The 20,296-nt window shown below is 31.6% G+C and carries 16 protein-coding genes; 5 read left to right on the top strand and 11 right to left on the bottom strand.

The genetic code is table 11. From position 1 onward, the window contains the following. Window positions 1–26: 26 nt before the first annotated feature. The 5 genes from ACJMLB_RS01745 to ACJMLB_RS01725 all read right to left on the bottom strand — a co-directional run bounded on the left by ACJMLB_RS01745 (window position 27) and on the right by ACJMLB_RS01725 (window position 7,587). Entirely contained in the window at window positions 27–1,898 is a 1,872-nt protein-coding gene (locus ACJMLB_RS01745) for a hypothetical protein (protein WP_405323097.1), read from the bottom strand. Window positions 1,899–2,177: 279 nt separating this feature from the next. Next, window positions 2,178–3,380, bottom strand: coding sequence for a glycosyltransferase (locus ACJMLB_RS01740; protein WP_405323095.1), 1,203 nt, complete (start codon window positions 3,378–3,380; stop codon window positions 2,178–2,180). A 42-nt stretch (window positions 3,381–3,422) separates the two neighbouring features. Further along, a complete protein-coding gene (locus ACJMLB_RS01735) occupies window positions 3,423–5,138 on the bottom strand; it encodes a glycosyltransferase family 39 protein (protein WP_405323093.1) in 1,716 nt (571 codons plus the stop codon). 120 nt (window positions 5,139–5,258) lie between these two features. After that, window positions 5,259–6,131: a UbiA family prenyltransferase gene (locus ACJMLB_RS01730; RefSeq protein ID WP_295605429.1), complete on the bottom strand. Its 873-nt coding sequence runs from the start codon at window positions 6,129–6,131 to the stop codon at window positions 5,259–5,261. Window positions 6,132–6,246: 115 nt separating this feature from the next. Then, the gene (locus tag ACJMLB_RS01725; RefSeq protein WP_405323091.1) at window positions 6,247–7,587 is read right to left on the bottom strand and encodes a glycosyltransferase; all 1,341 of its coding nucleotides are present in this window, start codon (window positions 7,585–7,587) and stop codon (window positions 6,247–6,249) included. A gap of 262 nt (window positions 7,588–7,849) precedes the next feature. Between ACJMLB_RS01725 and ACJMLB_RS01720 the strand changes: the two genes are divergently transcribed. Both ACJMLB_RS01720 and oadA read left to right on the top strand, forming a co-directional pair. Further along, entirely contained in the window at window positions 7,850–8,944 is a 1,095-nt protein-coding gene (locus ACJMLB_RS01720; protein WP_405289338.1) for an inositol-3-phosphate synthase, read from the top strand. 311 nt (window positions 8,945–9,255) lie between these two features. Next, entirely contained in the window at window positions 9,256–10,983 is a 1,728-nt protein-coding gene (oadA, locus tag ACJMLB_RS01715; RefSeq protein ID WP_405323088.1) for a sodium-extruding oxaloacetate decarboxylase subunit alpha, read from the top strand. A gap of 255 nt (window positions 10,984–11,238) precedes the next feature. On the opposite strand, the gene ACJMLB_RS01710 is transcribed toward oadA, so the two are convergent. Both ACJMLB_RS01710 and larC read right to left on the bottom strand, forming a co-directional pair. After that, a complete protein-coding gene (locus tag ACJMLB_RS01710; protein WP_405289406.1) occupies window positions 11,239–11,847 on the bottom strand; it encodes a hypothetical protein in 609 nt (202 codons plus the stop codon). Between the two features lie 122 nt (window positions 11,848–11,969). After that, entirely contained in the window at window positions 11,970–13,244 is a 1,275-nt protein-coding gene (gene larC, locus ACJMLB_RS01705) for a nickel pincer cofactor biosynthesis protein LarC (protein WP_405289407.1), read from the bottom strand. Window positions 13,245–13,517: 273 nt separating this feature from the next. Between larC and ACJMLB_RS01700 the strand changes: the two genes are divergently transcribed. The 3 genes from ACJMLB_RS01700 to ACJMLB_RS01690 all read left to right on the top strand — a co-directional run bounded on the left by ACJMLB_RS01700 (window position 13,518) and on the right by ACJMLB_RS01690 (window position 16,305). Then, complete coding sequence (locus tag ACJMLB_RS01700; protein ID WP_405289408.1) at window positions 13,518–14,729, top strand: phosphatidylglycerophosphatase; 1,212 nt, start codon at window positions 13,518–13,520, stop codon at window positions 14,727–14,729. An 83-nt stretch (window positions 14,730–14,812) separates the two neighbouring features. Next, window positions 14,813–15,649: an adenosylcobinamide-GDP ribazoletransferase gene (gene cobS / locus ACJMLB_RS01695; RefSeq protein ID WP_295605443.1), complete on the top strand. Its 837-nt coding sequence runs from the start codon at window positions 14,813–14,815 to the stop codon at window positions 15,647–15,649. A 101-nt stretch (window positions 15,650–15,750) separates the two neighbouring features. After that, the gene (locus tag ACJMLB_RS01690) at window positions 15,751–16,305 is read left to right on the top strand and encodes a tRNA (cytidine(56)-2'-O)-methyltransferase (protein WP_295605445.1); all 555 of its coding nucleotides are present in this window, start codon (window positions 15,751–15,753) and stop codon (window positions 16,303–16,305) included. A 93-nt stretch (window positions 16,306–16,398) separates the two neighbouring features. Here ACJMLB_RS01690 and ACJMLB_RS01685 read toward each other — a convergent pair whose 3' ends face one another. From ACJMLB_RS01685 to mfnA, 4 genes are all read right to left on the bottom strand, one after another. Further along, window positions 16,399–17,520, bottom strand: coding sequence for a DUF763 domain-containing protein (locus ACJMLB_RS01685; RefSeq protein WP_405323085.1), 1,122 nt, complete (start codon window positions 17,518–17,520; stop codon window positions 16,399–16,401). Window positions 17,521–17,702: 182 nt separating this feature from the next. Next, window positions 17,703–18,203 carry a fumarate hydratase C-terminal domain-containing protein gene (locus ACJMLB_RS01680; RefSeq protein WP_405289410.1) on the bottom strand — a complete coding sequence of 167 codons (501 nt, stop codon included), beginning with the start codon at window positions 18,201–18,203 and terminating at the stop codon, window positions 17,703–17,705. A 348-nt stretch (window positions 18,204–18,551) separates the two neighbouring features. Continuing rightward, window positions 18,552–18,917 (bottom strand): flagellar protein, FliL, encoded by a 366-nt coding sequence (locus ACJMLB_RS01675; protein ID WP_405289411.1) that lies wholly within the window; start codon window positions 18,915–18,917, stop codon window positions 18,552–18,554. Between the two features lie 165 nt (window positions 18,918–19,082). Then, window positions 19,083–20,249: a tyrosine decarboxylase MfnA gene (gene mfnA / locus ACJMLB_RS01670; RefSeq protein ID WP_405323083.1), complete on the bottom strand. Its 1,167-nt coding sequence runs from the start codon at window positions 20,247–20,249 to the stop codon at window positions 19,083–19,085. Window positions 20,250–20,296: the final 47 nt, after the last annotated feature.

Genomic DNA, 20,296 nt, shown 5'->3' with positions numbered 1-20,296 from the left:
ATAAATAAAAAAAGAAAAAATTAGCATTATACTACAGAACAATCTGCAGAATAATATGATAATAATCTTGCTATTTTAGCAACAGTTAACTCATCAATTCTTCTTTGACCACGAATCATTCTATTGAACAATTCATCTATAAAGAGATCCTCATTGGTAAGGATTACATTTAAAATAGCCAAGTCATCGTTTACAAAACCGATTAAAGGTTCAATGTAAATTCCGCTAAATCCTTTATTATCCAAGAAAATAGCTAAGTCTTCATTTAACTCTAAAGCTTTACGCTTGATTTGACTATTGTTTACAAAATGAATCTCTTCATTTCCAAATTCAAATCTGGTTTGATTATCCTTATAATCAGTTTGAAGCTCTAATGTATTCTTCTTATCCATGTAATTTTGGATAGAAGCAGAATCATTCACCATAGTGTCAGTTTCATTGTCAGATTTGACCTTATTCTTGTAGTCTTTAGAGTCATATCTTTTGGATAAAATGGTATATACACCAGTAGGTCCAACAACCACGTGGTTAATTATATCTCTTGATTGTGGAGGTTGAACTGCATAAAAGACATAAAAATCATTTGGAAGTGCAAGCAATCTTTCACGAATGATTCTTCCACGAGCAATGTAATTATTGAAAGCGTATCTTTTATAAATACCGTAACTTAGAATAAGAACACCTATTGCAACAGCAATCAACACATACCATATTTGGTTAATGAAGTAATAATATGCAGCTGAAACAACTAAAATGAATGCTCCGATTAACATATATAAATCAGCATTGGTTTTCTTAGGTTCATAAGCCCTATTTTGAGATTTCATTAGTTCAACTGTTTCTGGAGTGACCAATGCATCCTCTTCACTTGCGGTTATGTTTCCACGTTTAACACTTTCTTCACCTTTTTTGATTAAGCGTTTGACTGAACTTCCCTTGTAGAATTCCTTATCCATGCTTCTTATATATTCATCTTTAAGAATATCAGACAATGCAGTGTAATACTTATAACGAGCAAGCTTGAATGCTTCATACTCTTCAGGACTATCAAAGACCATTTCATTTTGAACTCTGGCAAAAAGCTTTTGGTCCTCTTCAGACAATTCCTGTCTGGCTAAAGACACTGGAGATTCAGGCATTTCATCTTCTGGAATATCAGTGACTTCAACAAGCCCATATTCTTGGCTTTCATGGGCTTCTTCATATTCATCCTTATAAGCAAAACCAGAAGCTATGTCTCTTGAAGTTTCCATATATCTCTTTTCTGCATGAATAGGAATAATCTCATCAACATCTCCAAGTGTAGAGTCATAAATTGAACCATAAGAAATAACTTCTTCATCCCCATATGACTCTAATGTATCAGGCAAAATCTCTTCAGTTTCATAATAATAATCTTCATCAGAGTATCCTTCATTTTGAGCATTTAACTCTGCATGAATAGGAATAATCTCATCAACATCAGAATCAGCATAGAGAAAATCATCTACAAAATTAGCCTCTGCATGAATAGGAATAATCTCATCGATTTCATCATCAGCGAGTGGGGTTTCTGTGAGTGGGTTTTGTGTAAAATTAGTTGAGTCAGTGGTTTCAGTTGATGCAGAGGCCATATTGGAAACGTAATCTAAGGAGCCTCCACAGCTATTACATTCAAATTCGTTTATATTGTCACTTTCATTTAATTGATATTTTAATCCGCAACTTGTACAATAAACAAGTACTAAACCAGAATTATTCTGCGAATCATAATCAGAGGAAACTTTCTCTTCATCATTAGAGAAACCATCCAATTCCTCCAGATTTCCAGAACAAACAGAACATTCAAATGCATTAATATCATCTTCATCATCAAGCTGATATTTTTCACCACAGTTCTGACAAACTACCACTTTCATCTTATCCCTACTCAATTTGATTATAATCAAAAATTTTATCAAAATATTATCTAAAAAGTGATTAAATTTATTAGAAATCTAATTAAATTTATTAAAAATCTATAAAACACTCAAATAGATTAATATTAATATAATATATATAATTTATTAGATTTAAACATTATGTATTATTTAATTAAAAATAGGAGAAATTCAAAAAAATAGTTATTTGATTAAAAAAATCAGTGTTTTTTAATTATTATTTAATCAAAAAAGAAATTTAAAAAAAATTTAAAAAAATTAGAGATATCTATTGTAAATTTCTAAAATTTGATCATTGATTATGTCCCAATTATATTTTTCTTTGATAAGTTTCTGACCATTTCGAGCGAAAATGAGAGACAAATCTTCATCGAATAATACCTTTTCAATTGCTTCCCTTAAGGAGTCCTTATTGTCATCACAAGCAAGGCCAACATTTCCATCCACCCAATCATGAATATGATTGTTTTTAGTTAACACCAATGGCTTGGAACATGCCATTGCCTCGAGACCGCTTGTTGTAAATGATTCATATTTAGAAGGCATGACAAATAAGTCACAATCCACTAAAGCTTCCTGCTTTTCCTCTTTATATAATGGGCCAGTGATAATGACATTATCTTCAAGAGAATATTCCTTAATCTTATCTTCCAATTTTACTAAATAACCATCATCTGGACCTACAATAGCTAATTTAATGCTTGAACTACTGATATCCTCTAAACTATGATTTTCATTATGCTGATTGATCAAATCATTAAATGAATCAATCAATAAGCCAAGCCCTTTTATTTCATGGATTCTTCCAACGAAAAGAATCAGTTTATCATTTTCACCAATGTTAAATTTAGAGCGGAATTTGCCATAATCTGGAAGGTTCTCATACTCATCTAAATTAATCCCAAGAGGAACAATTTCAATTTTATCCTCATCAACACCCATCTTCAAATATTGTTCCTTTTCCACTTCAGTAAGTGCAAATACACATGATGCATTGTGAAGGATCTTGAATCCAAACACCTTATCAAAAATATTCTTTAGCCCCTCCTTTTGGAAGAAAGGAAGAACTGAACCATGAGCCTGCACGACGTATGGAATATTGTTTTTCCTTGCAAAATAGCTTGCAAAAATAGCTAAGGTTTGTCTATGCTCATGAATATGGATGATATCATAGCCTTTAATATCATTTCTAATCTTGAATGGAGCTGCTAATGGTGTGTCTAACATGGTTTTAAGCTTAAATCCATTAGAGAGATTTCTGAAATAATCCACTTTAATTCCATCAACATCAACATCATAGCGACCATTTGGGAATCTTAATCTTTCCTTACATGAATCTGAACTAATGACTTTTACATCATTATCCTCGCTTTGTTTGGAAGCTATTTGATAACTTGCATTTACCACCCCTCCTGCTGACAAGCAAGGATAAAAGAAATGTGCAACATGTAAAATTTTCATAAAATTCACCATCTTAAAACTAATAGGTAATTCATTGATTGTTTAATTAATCCTTTCGTATAGATATAATCCTTCTTTTTGATAAATCATTGTATAATTTGATAAGTTAAAAGTGCCATCCGAGATGTAATAAGTGATATTGCTTGACTCTAAATAATCCAATTGATCATCAGTGACCGGGATTGTATACATCCTTAAGAACCAATTGTAAGGCCTTTGTTTAAATACAGCAACATCCTTTGACATATAATCAGAATCATATTCTGTTAAGTAATCTGCAATTACCTTATTCTTATTGAAATCCTCATTATAATGAACTGTAGATGTGAATGTGAATGCAGAAAATATGCAAAATACAATAAGGAGTATTGGAATAATCTTTAAAAGATTCTGCTTTTTAAACTCAAAGAACTCAAATTTCCCAGACAAATCCAAAATCTCGTTTAGAGCATATATCACAAAATAAATGAAAGCTGGGAAAACAGTTATTATGTATCTATTCACCTTAATATTCAAGAATGTGAAGAAAATAAAGTAAACTAATAACCATGCCAACATGAAAATATCTGTTGAATATATCTCCCTATCAATACCGATTTTCCTGAAATATGAAAACAGAATAACCAAATCAATCAGTATAAGTGTTATTGTGATAAGGGAATTGATTTTAAAGCTTAAGATTGAAATGACCAACAGCACAACAAATAAGATCCATACAAGATACTTGTATTTAGACTCCCCTTTTCTCTCAGCATTGATCAACTTATATCCAGATAACAAAATTCCGGCAGCAAATAGTCCAATTAAGAAAAATGACATTGGATTTGAGCCGTTTAATACTGGAATAACATTATCAAAACTCACATAGTCAGAGTATAGGAAATTTGGGAAATCATGAAGATAAAAGAATGTGTCAGTTGTATATGCATTATCAATCACTTCTCCTTTAGAACCTGAAGCAAATGTAGAGCTTTGTGTTAAAAATGATAAATTAGATCCATATGCTAAAATTGTAGCTGAAAAGAGCACGACTAACATAAAAGCTATTGCAAATGATTTTAGAATATTCCTAAATTCCTCGCTTTTTATGTAAGATTTGAGTTTTCTTGAAAACTCTTGCCTATCCACAATCAATAAATCCAGGTTTGTGAAAAAATCATGCTTGGAAAGATAATACAAGAGTATCAAAGGGAGCAAGAATAATGCAGTATAACGTGTGAAAACAGCTAAAACAAATAAAGGAATAGCTATCATATAATATTTTGAATCATTATCAACTGCAAGAAGAATGAAAATGACAGTCCATATGGATAAAGCGACTGCAGGCACATCCAAAGTCCCATTTGCCCACCAAAGCAAAGTAAGGGAAAAGCTACCAAAAAGAAATGCCCCACAAAGGCTTAATAGGGAACTGAACTTATTCTTTAGAAGCACATAAATGCCAATATTTGCTAATATGCAAAAGATTCCAGTAACCAAGTAAAGAGAAGCTTCAGATAAAAATCCTAATTTGAAAAGAATAGCTGTTAAAATGCAAATAACAGGTGACAAGTACAGATAAAGGATACTTGATTCATAACCTGCAAAAACAAGGGAATTTGATAAATAAATAAAGACATCAGAACAGTAAATTCCTAATGCCTGATTAAAATTTATGAGAGTATAAGTAATGAGAATGCTAAAGACTGTTAAAATAAGCAAATAGAAAAAATCATTCTTAGAGATATTCAAATCATCTAAAATATTTTTAAACATCATAATTTTCACTAATCCCAATAATTTCATTAATTTTAACAATCAATTTCTACAATTAAATCCACATTATATTCAACAATTAATTTAACAATTTTTCAATTGAATTCACAATAATTTTTAAAACTATACAAAGCTAAAAACATTAAAAGATCCTACTACAAATGCTACAAAACTGATTAACATCGCTATTTTTAGATTTTTAGAAACCTTAGCGCATGTCTCTTCAGGTGGATTCAATTTTAAACTATAAGCGCTATACAAGAATATGATTATAGGTATAATCATTATCACCATATACCCAATATTAAATATTTTGAAGATGTAAAGAATAGGACACATTAAAGTTGTTACAACAATCAGGATTATTGAAATTATTGAAGGGATCTTCTTGCCATATAAAATAGGAAAAGTTCTTGCACCTTCCTGTTTATCACCCTCAATATCTTCCATATCCTTTACTATTTCACGTGCCAATGTCATGAACATCGCAAATAATCCTAAATAAATTGAGATAAATAAAATCTTTAATGAACTTGTAGCACAAGCTATCACAACACCGGCAATTACAAAACAGAAACCTGTTAAAGTAGCTACAGTAAGATTTCCAACCAGTGGCATTGCCTTTAAGTTTCTAGCATAAAGATACATTATGAATGCAGCAGGAATGACAATTATAGATGGCCAAATTGAATTTACTAAATAGCTGTCAACAAGACTTAAAAGAATTCCTATTCCAAAGAGGACATAAGAATAATTTCTTGCATTTTCAAGACTGATTCTTCCTGACGGAATAGGTCGATTAGGCTTGTTTATTTCATCTATCTTTACATCAAAAACGTCGTTGATAGTATTTCCTGCACCAGTGCAGACAAAAACAATTATTGCACAGATGATTATAGGCAAATCATAATAATGTCCCACAAACATCATCAATATTACAGCAATAGCTGCCATAAGTGCATTTCCTGGACGGATAATTTCTAAATAAGCATTCATTTTATTTCCTCAATTTTAATTCTAAATATTTATCTCCTAAATAAATTTATAATTTTATAAGTATAAATCTTTTATTTTTTAATATTAAAGTTGCAAATTTATTAAAATTGCAAATTTATAATTCATTCAGTAAATCAGCGAATTTTTTAGCCATGTTTTCCATGGAATAATCTTCAATATTGATGTCTGAATTCAATTCAACAGTTCCATTTTCAATGAATTCATTATAAATGTCCAATAAGGCGTCTTTAGTTGATTCCAAGCTTGAAACATGATATCCGACTTTAGTTTCCTCAATCAGATCCTTTAGGGAACCTTCCTTGTATCCAATTGATAAAACAGGTTTCTTCAATGCGAAATATTCATAAATCTTTCCTGGAATAAACATCTTTTCCTTTTCATTATCCCAAGATATAAGAAGAAGAACATCACTATTCAATTGCTTTTTCAACACTTCCTCATGAGCTATTTTACCGCCAATATGAACGATATCCAAAAGACCATAACGCTTAGCTATTTCTTCCAAACTAGTGCTGTCACCGTAAAATTCGATTGAAATTTTAGATGAATCCAATTTATTCTCATCCTCCAATTGGCGAATAGCTTCAAATAAATAACTTGGGTCTCTTTTACCGCCATACAAAGATCCTGCATAAATAAATTTCAATTTTTCTGAAGAGTCACTGGAAAAATCATCCTTCTTAGAAACTAATTCCCCTAAAAACTTAAAGTCATCCTTGTCATAACCTGATAAAATCGGGACTATCTTATTCTTCGGATGTAAAGTGGCTAATGTCTTAGCAGCCAAATCTGTAGTAGTTGTTAAAGCATCTACATTTTCAAATGTCTTCAATTCCAATCTTTTTTCAAAATAATTTCTTATGAAAGTATGTGAAACATATGGGTTCAAATTCCAAAGATCCCTTAAGTCTGCTATCCAAGGGAGATTATACTTTTCATTTAAATCCTTTGCAATTGTATGACATGTTATAGGCCATGAAGAGCTTATGATAGCATCAATTTCTTCCTCTTCAATTACTTTAGAAGCTTCCTCAAATGCAGATTCATGCCAGTATTTCATTCCATCAGGAAATGCAAATACTTCACCCGCCATTGAAATGGCCTTTGAAGCAATTGGATTGGAATAAGAAGTGGAATCCTTTAACTTTTCATCATTAAATTCTATAGAATCTTTAGAATCATTGTAATCAGTGAAATCAGTTGATTTAGATTTCTTGAATTTATTGGTAAAATGACTGAACATATCCTCATATTCAGTGAAAATGATTCTGCAATTCAAATCATCGTTTTCCTTTGGAATGAAACCTAAATCCGGGACAATCACTATAGGCTCCCATCCAAATTGAGGCAAATATTTTGCGAGTGCCCTTAAACGCTTTGAAGCAATTTCATTCACTTGATTAAAGTAAAATGCTATTAAAATCACTTTTTTCATTTAACCACCAAATTAAAACCTAAAATCCAATCAAACAATAAAAATATAATATTAATTTTATAAGATTAATGTGTGAAAATTCACCATAATTTAAAAAGATTTATATAAACAAATGTAAATATATTAAAGTAATATGATTTATGTTTATTTTTATTCAATAATATTTATATAAATTTTTAAAAATATCAAAAAATATTTAATTTACCATTAACGAAATTAAAAAAAAATCAAAAATTAGAATTATTATATTACTGGTGAAAATATGAGCAAGATTAAAATAGCTGTAGTAGGAATTGGAAACTGCGCAAGTTCTCTTATACAAGGAATCTATTACTATAAAGATAAGAATCCTGAAGATGCAATTGGTCTCATGCACTGGAAAATTGGTGACTGGGACCCAACTGACATTGAAGTAGTGGCTGCTTTTGATATTGATGCAAGAAAAGTTGGAAAAACTGTTGATGAAGCAATCTTTGCAAAACCAAATTGTACCACTGTTTTCCAAGCAGAAATACCAAAAAGTGATGTAGTTGTCCAAATGGGACCTGTACTTGATGGTGTCAGTGAACATATGGCAGAATTTGAAGATGATTATACCTTTGTAGTAGCTGATGAAGAACCAGTAGACGTTGTTGAAGTCTTAAAAGAAAGTGGAGCAGAAATATTACTCAGTTATTTACCAGTAGGTTCTGAAGAAGCTGCAAGATTCTATGCACAATGTGCATTAGATGCAGAAATTGCTTATATTAATTGTATGCCAGTGTTTATTGTAAGTGACCCGGAATGGGATGCAAAATTCAGAGAAAAAGGCCTCCCTGCTGTTGGTGACGACATTAAAGCACAAATTGGTGCAACCATTACACACAGAACTTTAAGTAACTTGTTTAAAGAAAGAGGTGTCAAATTGATTCACACCTACCAAATCAACACTGGTGGAAACACTGACTTCTTAAACATGCTAAACAGAAAACGTTTAGACTCTAAAAAAGAATCTAAAACTGAAGCTGTTCAATCAGTACTTGCAGAAAGAATGGACCCTCATGACATTCACATTGGTCCAAGTGATTATGTACCATGGCAAAAAGACAACAAGATCTGTTTCTTAAGAATGGAAGGTAAAACCTTTGGTGACGTGCCAATGGACATAGAACTTAGATTAAGTGTAGAAGATTCTCCAAACTCTGCAGGATGTGTAATTGACGCTATTCGTTGCTGTAAATTAGGACTTGAAAGAGGAATTGGTGGACAATTAACTTCAATTTCATCTTATGTTATGAAACACCCTCCAATCCAATTTACTGATGATGAAGCAGCAGCTAATGTTGAAGCATTCATTAATGGAGAAATTGAACGTTAAGAATTTATTCTTAACTTTTACTTTTTTTATTTTTTTAATAACTTTCTTTTTTTTTTACGAATTGTCCTTATTTTACTTTTTTATAAACTTTTTTGATCCAATACTTTAATAAATTTACTCTATTTTTAAATCACAATTAAATTTAACTAAAAATAGATAACTTTTATTAGTAGTTATAACAATAAATAATAATATAATGTAATATAATCGTATGTGATTTAGAAATAATAAATAGAAATTTATTTAAAATCAAAAACGTGATTTTGAATTAAATTTATCATGATATGTAAAAATTTTAGTGAGGTGTAAAGATGAAAGTGAAAATAACAGAAACCGCATTCAGAGATGCTCACCAATCCCTTTTAGCAACCAGAATGAGAACAAGAGACATGGTTCCTATTATTGAAGAAATGGATAAAGTGGGATATCATGCAATAGAAGCATGGGGTGGAGCTACCTTTGATACTTGTATAAGATTTTTAAACGAAGACCCATGGGAAAGATTAAGAATATTGAAGGAAAACTTTACTGAAACTCCATTGCAAATGCTCCTTAGAGGTCAAAACTTACTCGGATACAAACATTATGCTGATGACATTGTAACTAAATTTGTAGAAAAATCCTATGAAAACGGTATTGACATCTTTAGGATTTTCGATGCAATGAACGATATAAGGAATATGCAACAATCCATTAAAGTAGCTAAAGAACAAGGGGCTCATGTTCAAGGAACTATCAGCTACACCATTAGCCCAGTTCATACCATTGACAAATTCGTAGAGTTTGCAAAAGAACTTGAAGCATTAGAGTGTGATTCAATAGCTATTAAGGATATGGCTGGTTTAATCACCCCATCCGTTGTATTCGAATTGGTTACAAGATTAAAAGAAGAAACTGATCTATTAGTTAATTTACACTCACATTGTACCAGTGGTATGACTCCTATCAGTTACTATGCTGCATGTCAAGCAGGTGTTGACATTTTAGACACCGCTATTTCACCTATCGCTTGGGGTACTTCACAACCTCCAACAGAAAGTATTGTAGCATCCTTACAAGGTACTGAATTCGACACTGGTCTTGATTTAAAAGCATTAAACCAAATTAAAAAGTATTTCGAAACCCTTAGGGAAAAATACGAAGGATACATAGATCCTATTAGTGAAAGAATCGACACTGATGTATTGATGTACCAAATCCCTGGTGGAATGCTTTCAAACTTAATTTCACAATTAAAACAGCAAAATGCATTAGATAGATACCAAGATGTATTGGAAGAAATGCCTCGTGTAAGAAAGGATATGGGATACCCTCCACTTGTAACCCCTACTAGCCAAATCGTTGGTATTCAAGCTGTAATGAACGTTATAAACGGTGAAAGATACAAAATCGTTTCTAATGAAGTTAAAGATTACATGAAAGGTTTCTATGGGCGTGCTCCAGCACCAATCAATCAGGAAATCGCTAAAAAGATTATTGGTGATGAAGAACCTATTACCTGCAGACCTGCAGATTTAATAGAACCTGAATACGAAAACTTCAAAAAAGAAGGTGAAGAGTTAGGAATCATCAAGAAAGAGGAAGATGTTCTCACTCTTGCAATGTTACCTCCAGTTGCTAAACAATTCCTTAAAGGAGAACTCGAAGAAGAAGCATTCCCAGAAGTTCATATTGGAAGTGCTGGTGATGATGACTTAAGTGCTATTCCAACCGAATACTCTGTAGAAGTTGATGGAGACATCTTCGATGTAAAGATCATGCCTACCGGATACATGCAAATCGGAGAGCAAGGCTCAGGAAACATGGGCCCTATTCCGGGTGCATTAACTGCATCCATGCAAGGTATGGTACTTAAAATCAAAGTAAACACTGGAGATAAAGTCCAAAAAGGTACTGTAGTGGCAGTTCTTGAAGCTATGAAAATGGAAAACGATATCTATGCTGAAGAGGAAGGTATTGTAGAACAAATATTCGTAGAAGAAGGTGACACTGTCAACGCAGGCGACAACTTAATGTTGATTAAACCTTTAGACGAATAATGGTAATTATTTACCATTATCTTTTTATTTTTTTTTAGATTGATTTAATGTTCATTAGATTTAATCTCTTTACACCCTATTTAAAATTAAATGCTCCTTCTAAAATTAAAATCTCCTATTTAAAATTAAACAAACTATTTTTAAGAATTTATTTTCAAAACATCTGGTAAAAAGAAACTCATATAATGCCCAATTAATTCGTAAAATATGAAACTATTATATGGATGATAAAAAAATAAATGGACAATGATAGCATTATCCATTTCCAATTCCTAAAAAGAAATAATTATAAGTATTTTCTAAAGTGTCTGGAGCCATCCAAGGATATGTTTTAGCCAAGTATTCCTTTATCTCATCTGACCTGGTAATGACATCCGCCTTATTTGCAAATTTCTGAGACCTGAAATAATCATTCAAATCATCGCTGATTTCACGGGATTCCTCATACAAATGCTCTAAATGTGCAGGGGGAATATGAGGCAATATCTCCCTAAGAATATCAATAGGAATCAAATCAAAATGGTTTGCAATTGCAAAATTAAAAATAACATTCAATATAAGATCTTTGGTATTGAGAACAACCCTTCTTGGAATGGATTCCGCTTGTTCCTTAGAAATGACACCATCTTTTAAAGCCCTGTCTACATCTGTTTCAACGACAATCTGAAAAGACCTATTGTACTTTCCTTGTCTTAAACGAATGGCAAATAAAACCATACAAAGAACAGACAAGACTGCAAATATCAATGAAATGAATGAAACCAAACCAGATTGGAGCTTAAATTCATTATAAATCAATATTACAAGAGCCAATAATATAAATAATCTTGATAAAAATGCTAAATCTATTCTTGGAATTCTCATATTTTCACATATAATAATTACTGTTAGTCCATATTTAAGAATTTCTTTTTAAACTAACAATTTTTGCATAAATATATTTTCTACTCTCTTTCTTTACTCTATATTCTTTAACTCTCTATTCTTTACTCTCTGTTGTTTTCCAAATAATCACGAATCATTGTGTTTGCAACATCCCTAATTTCAATTAAAGGAATGTCCTGCTCTACAGAGATTCTGCGTAAATCCTCATATTCCGGCCTATGAGAAATAATTTCATCTCCGATCAAGCCTATCTTAAAGTTGATTGTGTAAATATGATTGCCAACATTAATATCCAAAGGAACAAATTGCCTTTCAGCCACTCCTCTATGAGTGTTTTCAGAGACTCTAATACCTAAAGTACCTGTTTCCTTAAAGAGAATATTAACCAAATGGTCAACCAAATCAGGTTTAGAAATAATCTTAATTAAATGTCCTGGCCTATTTTTCTTCATTGTAATAGGCACCATCGAAACATCAGATGCTCCTTCAATCAACAGCAAGTCAAACAGGAATCCTAATTCTTCACCGGACATATGGTCAATATTTGTTTCAATTACAGAGATCTTATGTTTTCCATTGGCATTCTTGGATTTGATGATTCTTAAAACATTAGGGAAATCGAATTCCTTTGAGCCGCAACCGTATGCAATCTCTTCAGGAGACATCATAGGAGCAAATTCCAAAAATTCATCACAGAACTCCATATACAAAGCACAACCAGTAGGTGTTGCAAGTTCAGAATTTACCGGCCCTCCAATGCATTTAGCTTCTCCCTTTGAGAAATCATTGAAATTGCCATCATTTAATCCTTTGAGAATATCCAAGCTTGCAGGAGCTGGGACAGGAATTCTTCCATGGGCAGTTTCAACTACTCCCCCACCAACAGCAATAGGAAGACCAACTACCTTATCATTATCCATTCCCAAATCAAAGTAAGCACAAATGGAACCTAAAACATCTGCAACAGCATCTGCAGCACCAACTTCATGGAAATGAACTTCTTCAAGGCTTTTGCCATGGACGCTGGACTCTGAAATAGCTATTCTTTTAAATACCTTTTTAGCCATTTCAACCATTTCATCAGTTAAATTTTCAATATCTGCATATTTCAAGAGATCAATTTTTTCCATAAAATCTGGAAAATGAACATGATGATTGTTTTCATTATCTTCGTCTATGGTCTTTACATTGCAGAATGTAGCATCAATTCCTGACTTATTTACCTTGTTTAAGGACACTTCAACCTCACCAAAGTCAACAGCCACATCTTCCATAAGACATTTAACCTTTTCGCCGTCAGCCCCCAAATCCACAAGAGCCCCAATAATCATATTCCCAGAAATTCCTGCATTCTGAGGGTCAATAATATAAACCATAAAATTACTTCCTTAAGCTTAAATTCCAATATTTAAATTAATCTCCATATGAAATTCTCTAAAATAATATATATAATTACAATTAAATAATATTTGTTATAAAAATATATTCATTAATAGGTAATCAATAACAATAATTAATCAATTATTAATCAATTATTAATCAAGAACACTCAATTATTATCAATTATTAATCAATAATAATTACAACCAAAAATTAGAAAAATGAATAAAATGATTAAAGATTCAAAGCAATTGAAAAGAGGAATTTAATTGTCTAAAAAAAGCAAAAGCAATAAGAATAACAAAAAAATCCAAAGCATCAAAAACAAGCTTGTGAATGGCGAATTGATTAAAAACGAAGATGCTTTATACATCAATAATCCAGATTATTTTTTAACATTCAGTGATTTGGAAATAAGTGATGGGATTGACATTATAGAAAATATCATGGTCTTGTCCGATAATTACATAAGTTTCAATAGAGAAAATGAGGATGAACCATTAAATGATGTTGAATTAATGGAAATCACTGAAGAATATAAGGAAAATAATGATATTGATGGAGGGTATATCGCTCAAAGCTTTGATAAAATAGATTTTATAAGCAATACCTATGAAGATATAACTGTCATTACTGTAATTTCCAATGACCTTGAAGTTCAGGATTTTTACAATGACCTGAAAGTGCTTAACAGCTGGAAAGGATTTGAGAATGCTAAAGTTGACTTTGGACAAATAATTCTATTGAATCATGCATTTAGTCCTAAATTGCTCATACAACTTTATAAGGTAGCAACTAAACAAAAAGCAAAATTCTTTGAATCCCTTCACTTGCCAGCCCATATTAATCATATCCTAAACAACAATGATTTCTTGGTTATTGCATCCAATCTTCCAGAAGAAACTTTAGATCAAGATTACATAATGGAAATTGGTTTAGACATTACAAATATGGAATATGAGGATGATGACATAGATTTGGATGAATTTATAGAAAGAATTGAAGATGCAGTGGTCATTAGTTGTGAGGATGCATTGGAAAAGATTAATTTAAACATTGGAATACTTGATTATCTTGTCAGCAAAGGAATCCAAATTGGAGATATGATTGAAGTTGGAATGAGTCTTTTGGAAAACATTGAAGAAAGTGAGGAGTTGAAAGAAAGATTTGAAAAGCAATTGCTTAAGTCAATAAGCGATAATAACATCAATGCACTATTGATTTCAGCAATTGGACTTGAGGAAGACCTTCAAAAAGGAAGAGTCCGTGAAATAAACCTAAATGAAAAATTAGTTCATTTCTATCCTGATGAGCTTATCGGCGCAACAATTGCAAACCAAATCGCTGGAACAAAAGCTTTACTGAATTTCAGAAGATACTCAAAAGAAAAGCCAGGCATCTTATACGGCTTAGGACCAATTTTATCAAACACATTTGCGGGTTTGATTGCAGGATGCATGACAAAAATTCTTGAAGAATAAATTTTAACGATTATTAATAGATTTTAGAAATCAACAGATTATTAAAGAAATTAGTGGATATAAGAATTGATGGATTTGAAAATATGAAAGATCAAAATAATGATGACTACTTTGAAAAACAAAGCCCTTCAACATTACGTTCAATTGGAGGATTATTGACTTTTTCAACAATACTTCCTTTAAACGTTTACACAACTATAGATGAAATGGCAAAATTGACCTGGTTTTGGCCAGTTTTAAATGGGCTTATTGGATTAATTGCCACAATTATCGCATTCATATTAACAAGATTCCTCCATTTTGAACCGTTATTGGTTGCTACAATAATCTATGGATTTTTATTAATTATTAATGGATATAATCATTTTGATGGATTGATGGACTTTGGAGATGGGGTGATGGTCCACGGCCCCCCAGAGAAAAAGTTAAGCATTATGAAAGATCCCATGACTGGTGTCGGCGGAATAGCTACAGGATTTATTGTAGGAACAATCACAATTGCGGCATTTAGTTCCTTAATTAACTATGCATATGCAGTTAGCTTTAATATTCTTTTATTAATTATAGTGGCAGAAATCTCTGCAAAAATAGGCTTAACAACTTGTTGCATAAGCTCCCAAGCATCAGAAGATGGAATCGGCAAATATTTCATCAAGTACATGAACTTGAAGAATTATGTTATTGGATTAATTATTTGCTTTATAATTTCTGTAGCATTAAGTTTAGGCCCTGGAATCCACATAGGACTTTTAGGCATCATTGGAGGAGCATTCGGTGGAGCATTAACAGCATTGCTTGCTAAGAAACATCTTAAAATTGCAAATGGAGATGTTCTTGGAACTTCTAATGAATTAGGCCGACTTTTCTCATTACTCGCTATGTTAGTATTTATTTCAATGAATTTCAGTACTTTAATTTAAATTATAAATTTAATAAAAAAACTTAAGAATTATAAATAATTAAACATTGAAAAATAAAAAATTAAAATTATCAAATTATCTTATTGTAAAAGAGTGAAACAATGAATATAAATGTATTAAGATTAGACCACAGAATAGGAAGAGACACACGTATTACAACCCATGTATGTTTAACTGCAAGAGCTTTTGGTGCAAGTAAAGTATGGTTAGCAGGAGAAGAAGACCACAGCATGATGAAAAGCGTAAGAGATATTGCAGACAGATGGGGAGGAGACTTTGAAATTGAATATAACAATTCATATATGGAAGTTATAATGAACTGGAGAGAAAATGGAGGAAAAATAGTTCATTTGACCATGTATGGCTCACAAGCTCATGAAATTGTAGATGAAGTGCGTGAAACCAGTGATGATATACTAATCATCGTTGGTGGAGCAAAAGTTCCTACAAAAGTTTATAAAAATGCTGATTGGAATGTGTCTGTAACAACACAACCTCATTCTGAAGTTGCAGCACTAGCAATTTTCCAACATCTTTTGATGGAAGGAAAGGAATTTGATTTGGAATTTGAAAATCCTGTATTTGAAGTCATTCCAACAGCTCATGGAAAAACTGTAAACATCCATGATGAAAATAGAAAAATCAACAAAGAATAATTAGTGAAAATAACCAATAAAAAAAAAAAAAATAACCTATAAAGAAGAATAAATTATTTCACAATAATTTATTTATCTTTACCACCATAACACCTAAGAAATAAAATCATCCAAACGTTTTAAAGCTTTCATTTTATCATATTTATCTAATTTTGCTTGATAAAGAGCATCCTTTACAGTTGCTATGGAATGGTCGTAAACATCCCTGTCTACAGGATATGGAAAACCGTCTTTTCCACCATGACTAAATGAATATTTTACAGGATCTTTCCAACTTGCAGGCTCACCAAAGACTAAATCTGAAATTAAAGCAAGGACCCTTATTTTTTTAGGACCAATGCCTTGAAGCAAAATCAAGTCTTCATACTTTTCAGGTTGTATTTCCCAAGCATTCTTTAAAACTTCAAATTCCTTATCTGATAAATCCATATCCAATACCTGATGATGCTCCGGCAGTGTCAATGAGTTTGCTTCATTGATGCTAAAGTCTGTCAAAAGGAGTTGATTAGAATCTTTTCTTTTGAAATAACTCCTTAAATGGTCAGGGTTATCATTAATCAAATCAACACTGATTTTTTGTGCTTCAACACTATCCTTTGAAGCCATATTCAAGGCTTCAGTCTCTTTCTTATCACAGGATATTCCATTATGAGGGTCCTCTAAGAAACTTGCAACATTTTCACCCATCCAATGGTAACGCCTTGCATATTTTGTTGCAGTGTTCATTCCTTGCTGTACAACTGCCCAATCCCCTTTTTCAGTGATAAAGAAGTTATGGACATATAAATTATAGCCATCCTGTAAGCATGAGTTATCCACCTTTGCAGACAATTTGCTTGAATGAATCATATCTTCAACATTAGAGCTTTTAAGATTGAATATTTCTCCTGCCCTTTCAATTCCTTGAGGAGTTTTTCTAGAAGCGGTTCCTTTACCTCCAGAGATATATATTCCATGCTTTTCCGGATCAATTGAGGATTTTAATGCACCAAGGGTGGTTGTAGTTGTTCCAGAGGAATGCCAATCAAAACCAATTACACATGAAAATGCTTGGAACCAATAAGGGTCAGATATTCGATTTAGGAATTCATTAGTCCCATATTCTTCTATTACCACTTCAGAAATTGCACCGGATAATTTAGTCATCCTATCAAATAACCATCTTGGCGTATGCCCTCCATGCAGTGGCAGATTAGTTGTTCCTCTTCGTTGCATTAAAATACCCCTAAAAAAAGTTCTAATTAATATTATCTAAAAAATAGTATATAAAATTAAAAAGAGCATTTGAAAAATAATACTAGAAATAATAAAAAAAAATAATGAAAAAATATAAGAAAAAATGAGAGAAGGTGTGAAAAAATATTCTTTTAAACAATCCAATAGGAGAAATAAAAAAATTATAAAGATTCGCCATGCGCAATAGCTACAATACCGGGAATGTCTTTAACTTCTAATTCAAAGAAAGCCTCCATTCCTTCCTCTTCATAAGCTACACATTTTTTGGAAATGACATTATTGGTAAGTAGTGCAGCTACAGGAGGAGTGACAATAAAAACAGAATTATATTTATCTAAACTATCCTTTGTTTCATCAGATAAAGATCCTTTTCCTATATGAAACTTCACCCCCCCTTGGGATAATGTCGGAATTGATGATTCTATTTCTGCTTTATTGCTTGTGGTTGGAGCAATTCCTGCAACACTAAATGCAGTATGCATAATAGCCATGCCCTCAAAATCAAAAGGATACTTATCAGTATCATCGTTTTCAATAGATTTGGCTAATTTTGGTAAAACCGCATCCCTACCGCAATACATTAAGCCAGATAGAGATACCTTATCCCCAACTTTCAAATCATTTATGACATCATCACTAATGGGAGTTTGTATTTTTTTCATATAATTAGATATTTTTTTAGAATTTATAAAATTTTCCAAAAGAACAAAAATTATCCTAAAGAGTGAAAAATAGTAATTGTGTGAAAGTGAAAATCTGCTAAAAAATTAAATATATTTTAATTGAAATAACGATTAATTAAACTATATGTATTGATAAAAAATGATTAAATAATTTAGTATATATTTAATATAATCAAAGTATACTCAATTGAATTATATAAAGATATTAACCATGTACATCAAGGAAGTAAAAAATAAAAAAATATGGAAAAAATAGTGAAAACAAGAAAAAAATTATAAAAATGAAAAAAAGAAAAAATTTTGTGAAAACTTTTTTAAATTTTAGAATTATTCTAAATTTCCATCAACAACGCCAAGTTTCTCTTGGTCTTCATCATATGATGATCCTATAAGTTCACCACTAGCATTATCAAATTGACGGAACCCTCCATCCTTGTAAGTGACTTCACGATACCAGCCATCACCCGCTTGGTAATTGAACTTTACCACTTCACTTACAATGTCACTTCCACCATCTGAACTGGAACTATCAGATGAAGTAACTTGATCTATCTTATCAGCTACCTTATGAAAAGTACCTGAATTGCCACCGTCTGCAATGTCAGCAATATCATCCATAAAGACAAATGCAAATGCACCACCTGCAATAAGTATTACTGCAAGAACTGCTAAAATTAAAACAGAGCTTTTCATATTATCACCTCTTTTAATCTTTCATTTATTTTATTGAATATGCTTATTAAAATACTTTTCTATTTTAAAAAAAAGAATTTAACGCTTAAAAATCGATTAAAAGAGAAAAAGAGACATTTCATGAAAATAAATTTAAAAAAAATATTTAAAAAATAGGTAAAATAATTAGAGAGATTTATTTATCTCATCCAAATCACTTATAAGTTCAACTAAATGTTCTTTTTTAATGTGATTCATTAAGATAACTCTAATGGCTTTAGGATAAGAGGAACATGATATTTTCCAGTTTCTTTCCTCAAGCAATTGAGCCAATTCAAAAGTTTCCAAGTATGGGTGATTGAAAGCAACTATATTCAATTTAGGCTCAACAATCAATTCATAACCTAATCTTTTAAGGTTGTCTGCTAAAAAGTGAGTTTTTTCCAATGCCTCAATAGCATTGTTTGCATAACCTTCTTTTCCTAAATAGCTCATTACTGCATAGGTTGCAGCTGCTGAAGCCCCTAAACGAGTTCCTACAATGGTTGATTGATTCTTAATGGTCAAGTAAGGTGAATCAACAGACATTGCATCCAAATAGGATTGGTCCCTAAATAAAATTCCTCCAGAAGGAATTGGGGAAAGTCCCATTTTATGAGGATCTACGGTTATGGATTTGACACCTTCAAGTGAAAAGTCAAAGTTTGGTAAATCATATCCTTTATCTTTTAGGAAAGGAATTGAAAAACCACCGAATGCCGCATCTACATGTAGATGAACATCATTTTGAATAGCTATTTTTGATAAATCCTCTATTGGATCAATCATTCCAAGTTCAGTTGTACCTGCAATACCAACAATAGCTACAGTGTTTTCATTAATGTTTTCCTCCACACATTTAGGATTGATACGATAATTCTCATCCAAATCAACACGAATCAATTTCAAATCAAGCATATCAGCTGCTTTTTTAAAAGAAAAATGAGCGGATTTAGGAACTATTAATTCTCCTTTTTTAATTCCTTTATTATCTCTTGCAAGATTTCTTGCAGACCTGATTGCCATAATATTGGCTTCAGTACCTCCAGTTACCATATGGCCAACAGGATCTTCAATGGATAAAAAGGAGCCAATCATATGCAAAACCTTATCTTCCAATAATTTGGTTCCCTTAAAAAGGCCAGGATCTCCCAAATTAGAATCAATAAATTTAAAAAAAGCCTCTTTTGCAATAGGATGTGCTTCTGTACACATGGACCCTAAGATTCTTCCATCTGAATATTTGCAATCCATTGCCTGAAATTTATCCAATTGATTGAAAATTTCATCATGAGATATTGGTTTTTCATTCATAAAAATTACCTGAACTTAAAAATAAAATGAAATGAATAAAATTAAAA

Origin of the sequence: Methanobrevibacter sp. (genome assembly GCF_045114555.1) — an archaeon.
GTDB lineage: Archaea > Methanobacteriota > Methanobacteria > Methanobacteriales > Methanobacteriaceae > Methanobrevibacter.
This window is presented reverse-complemented; position numbering and strand designations above follow the sequence as displayed.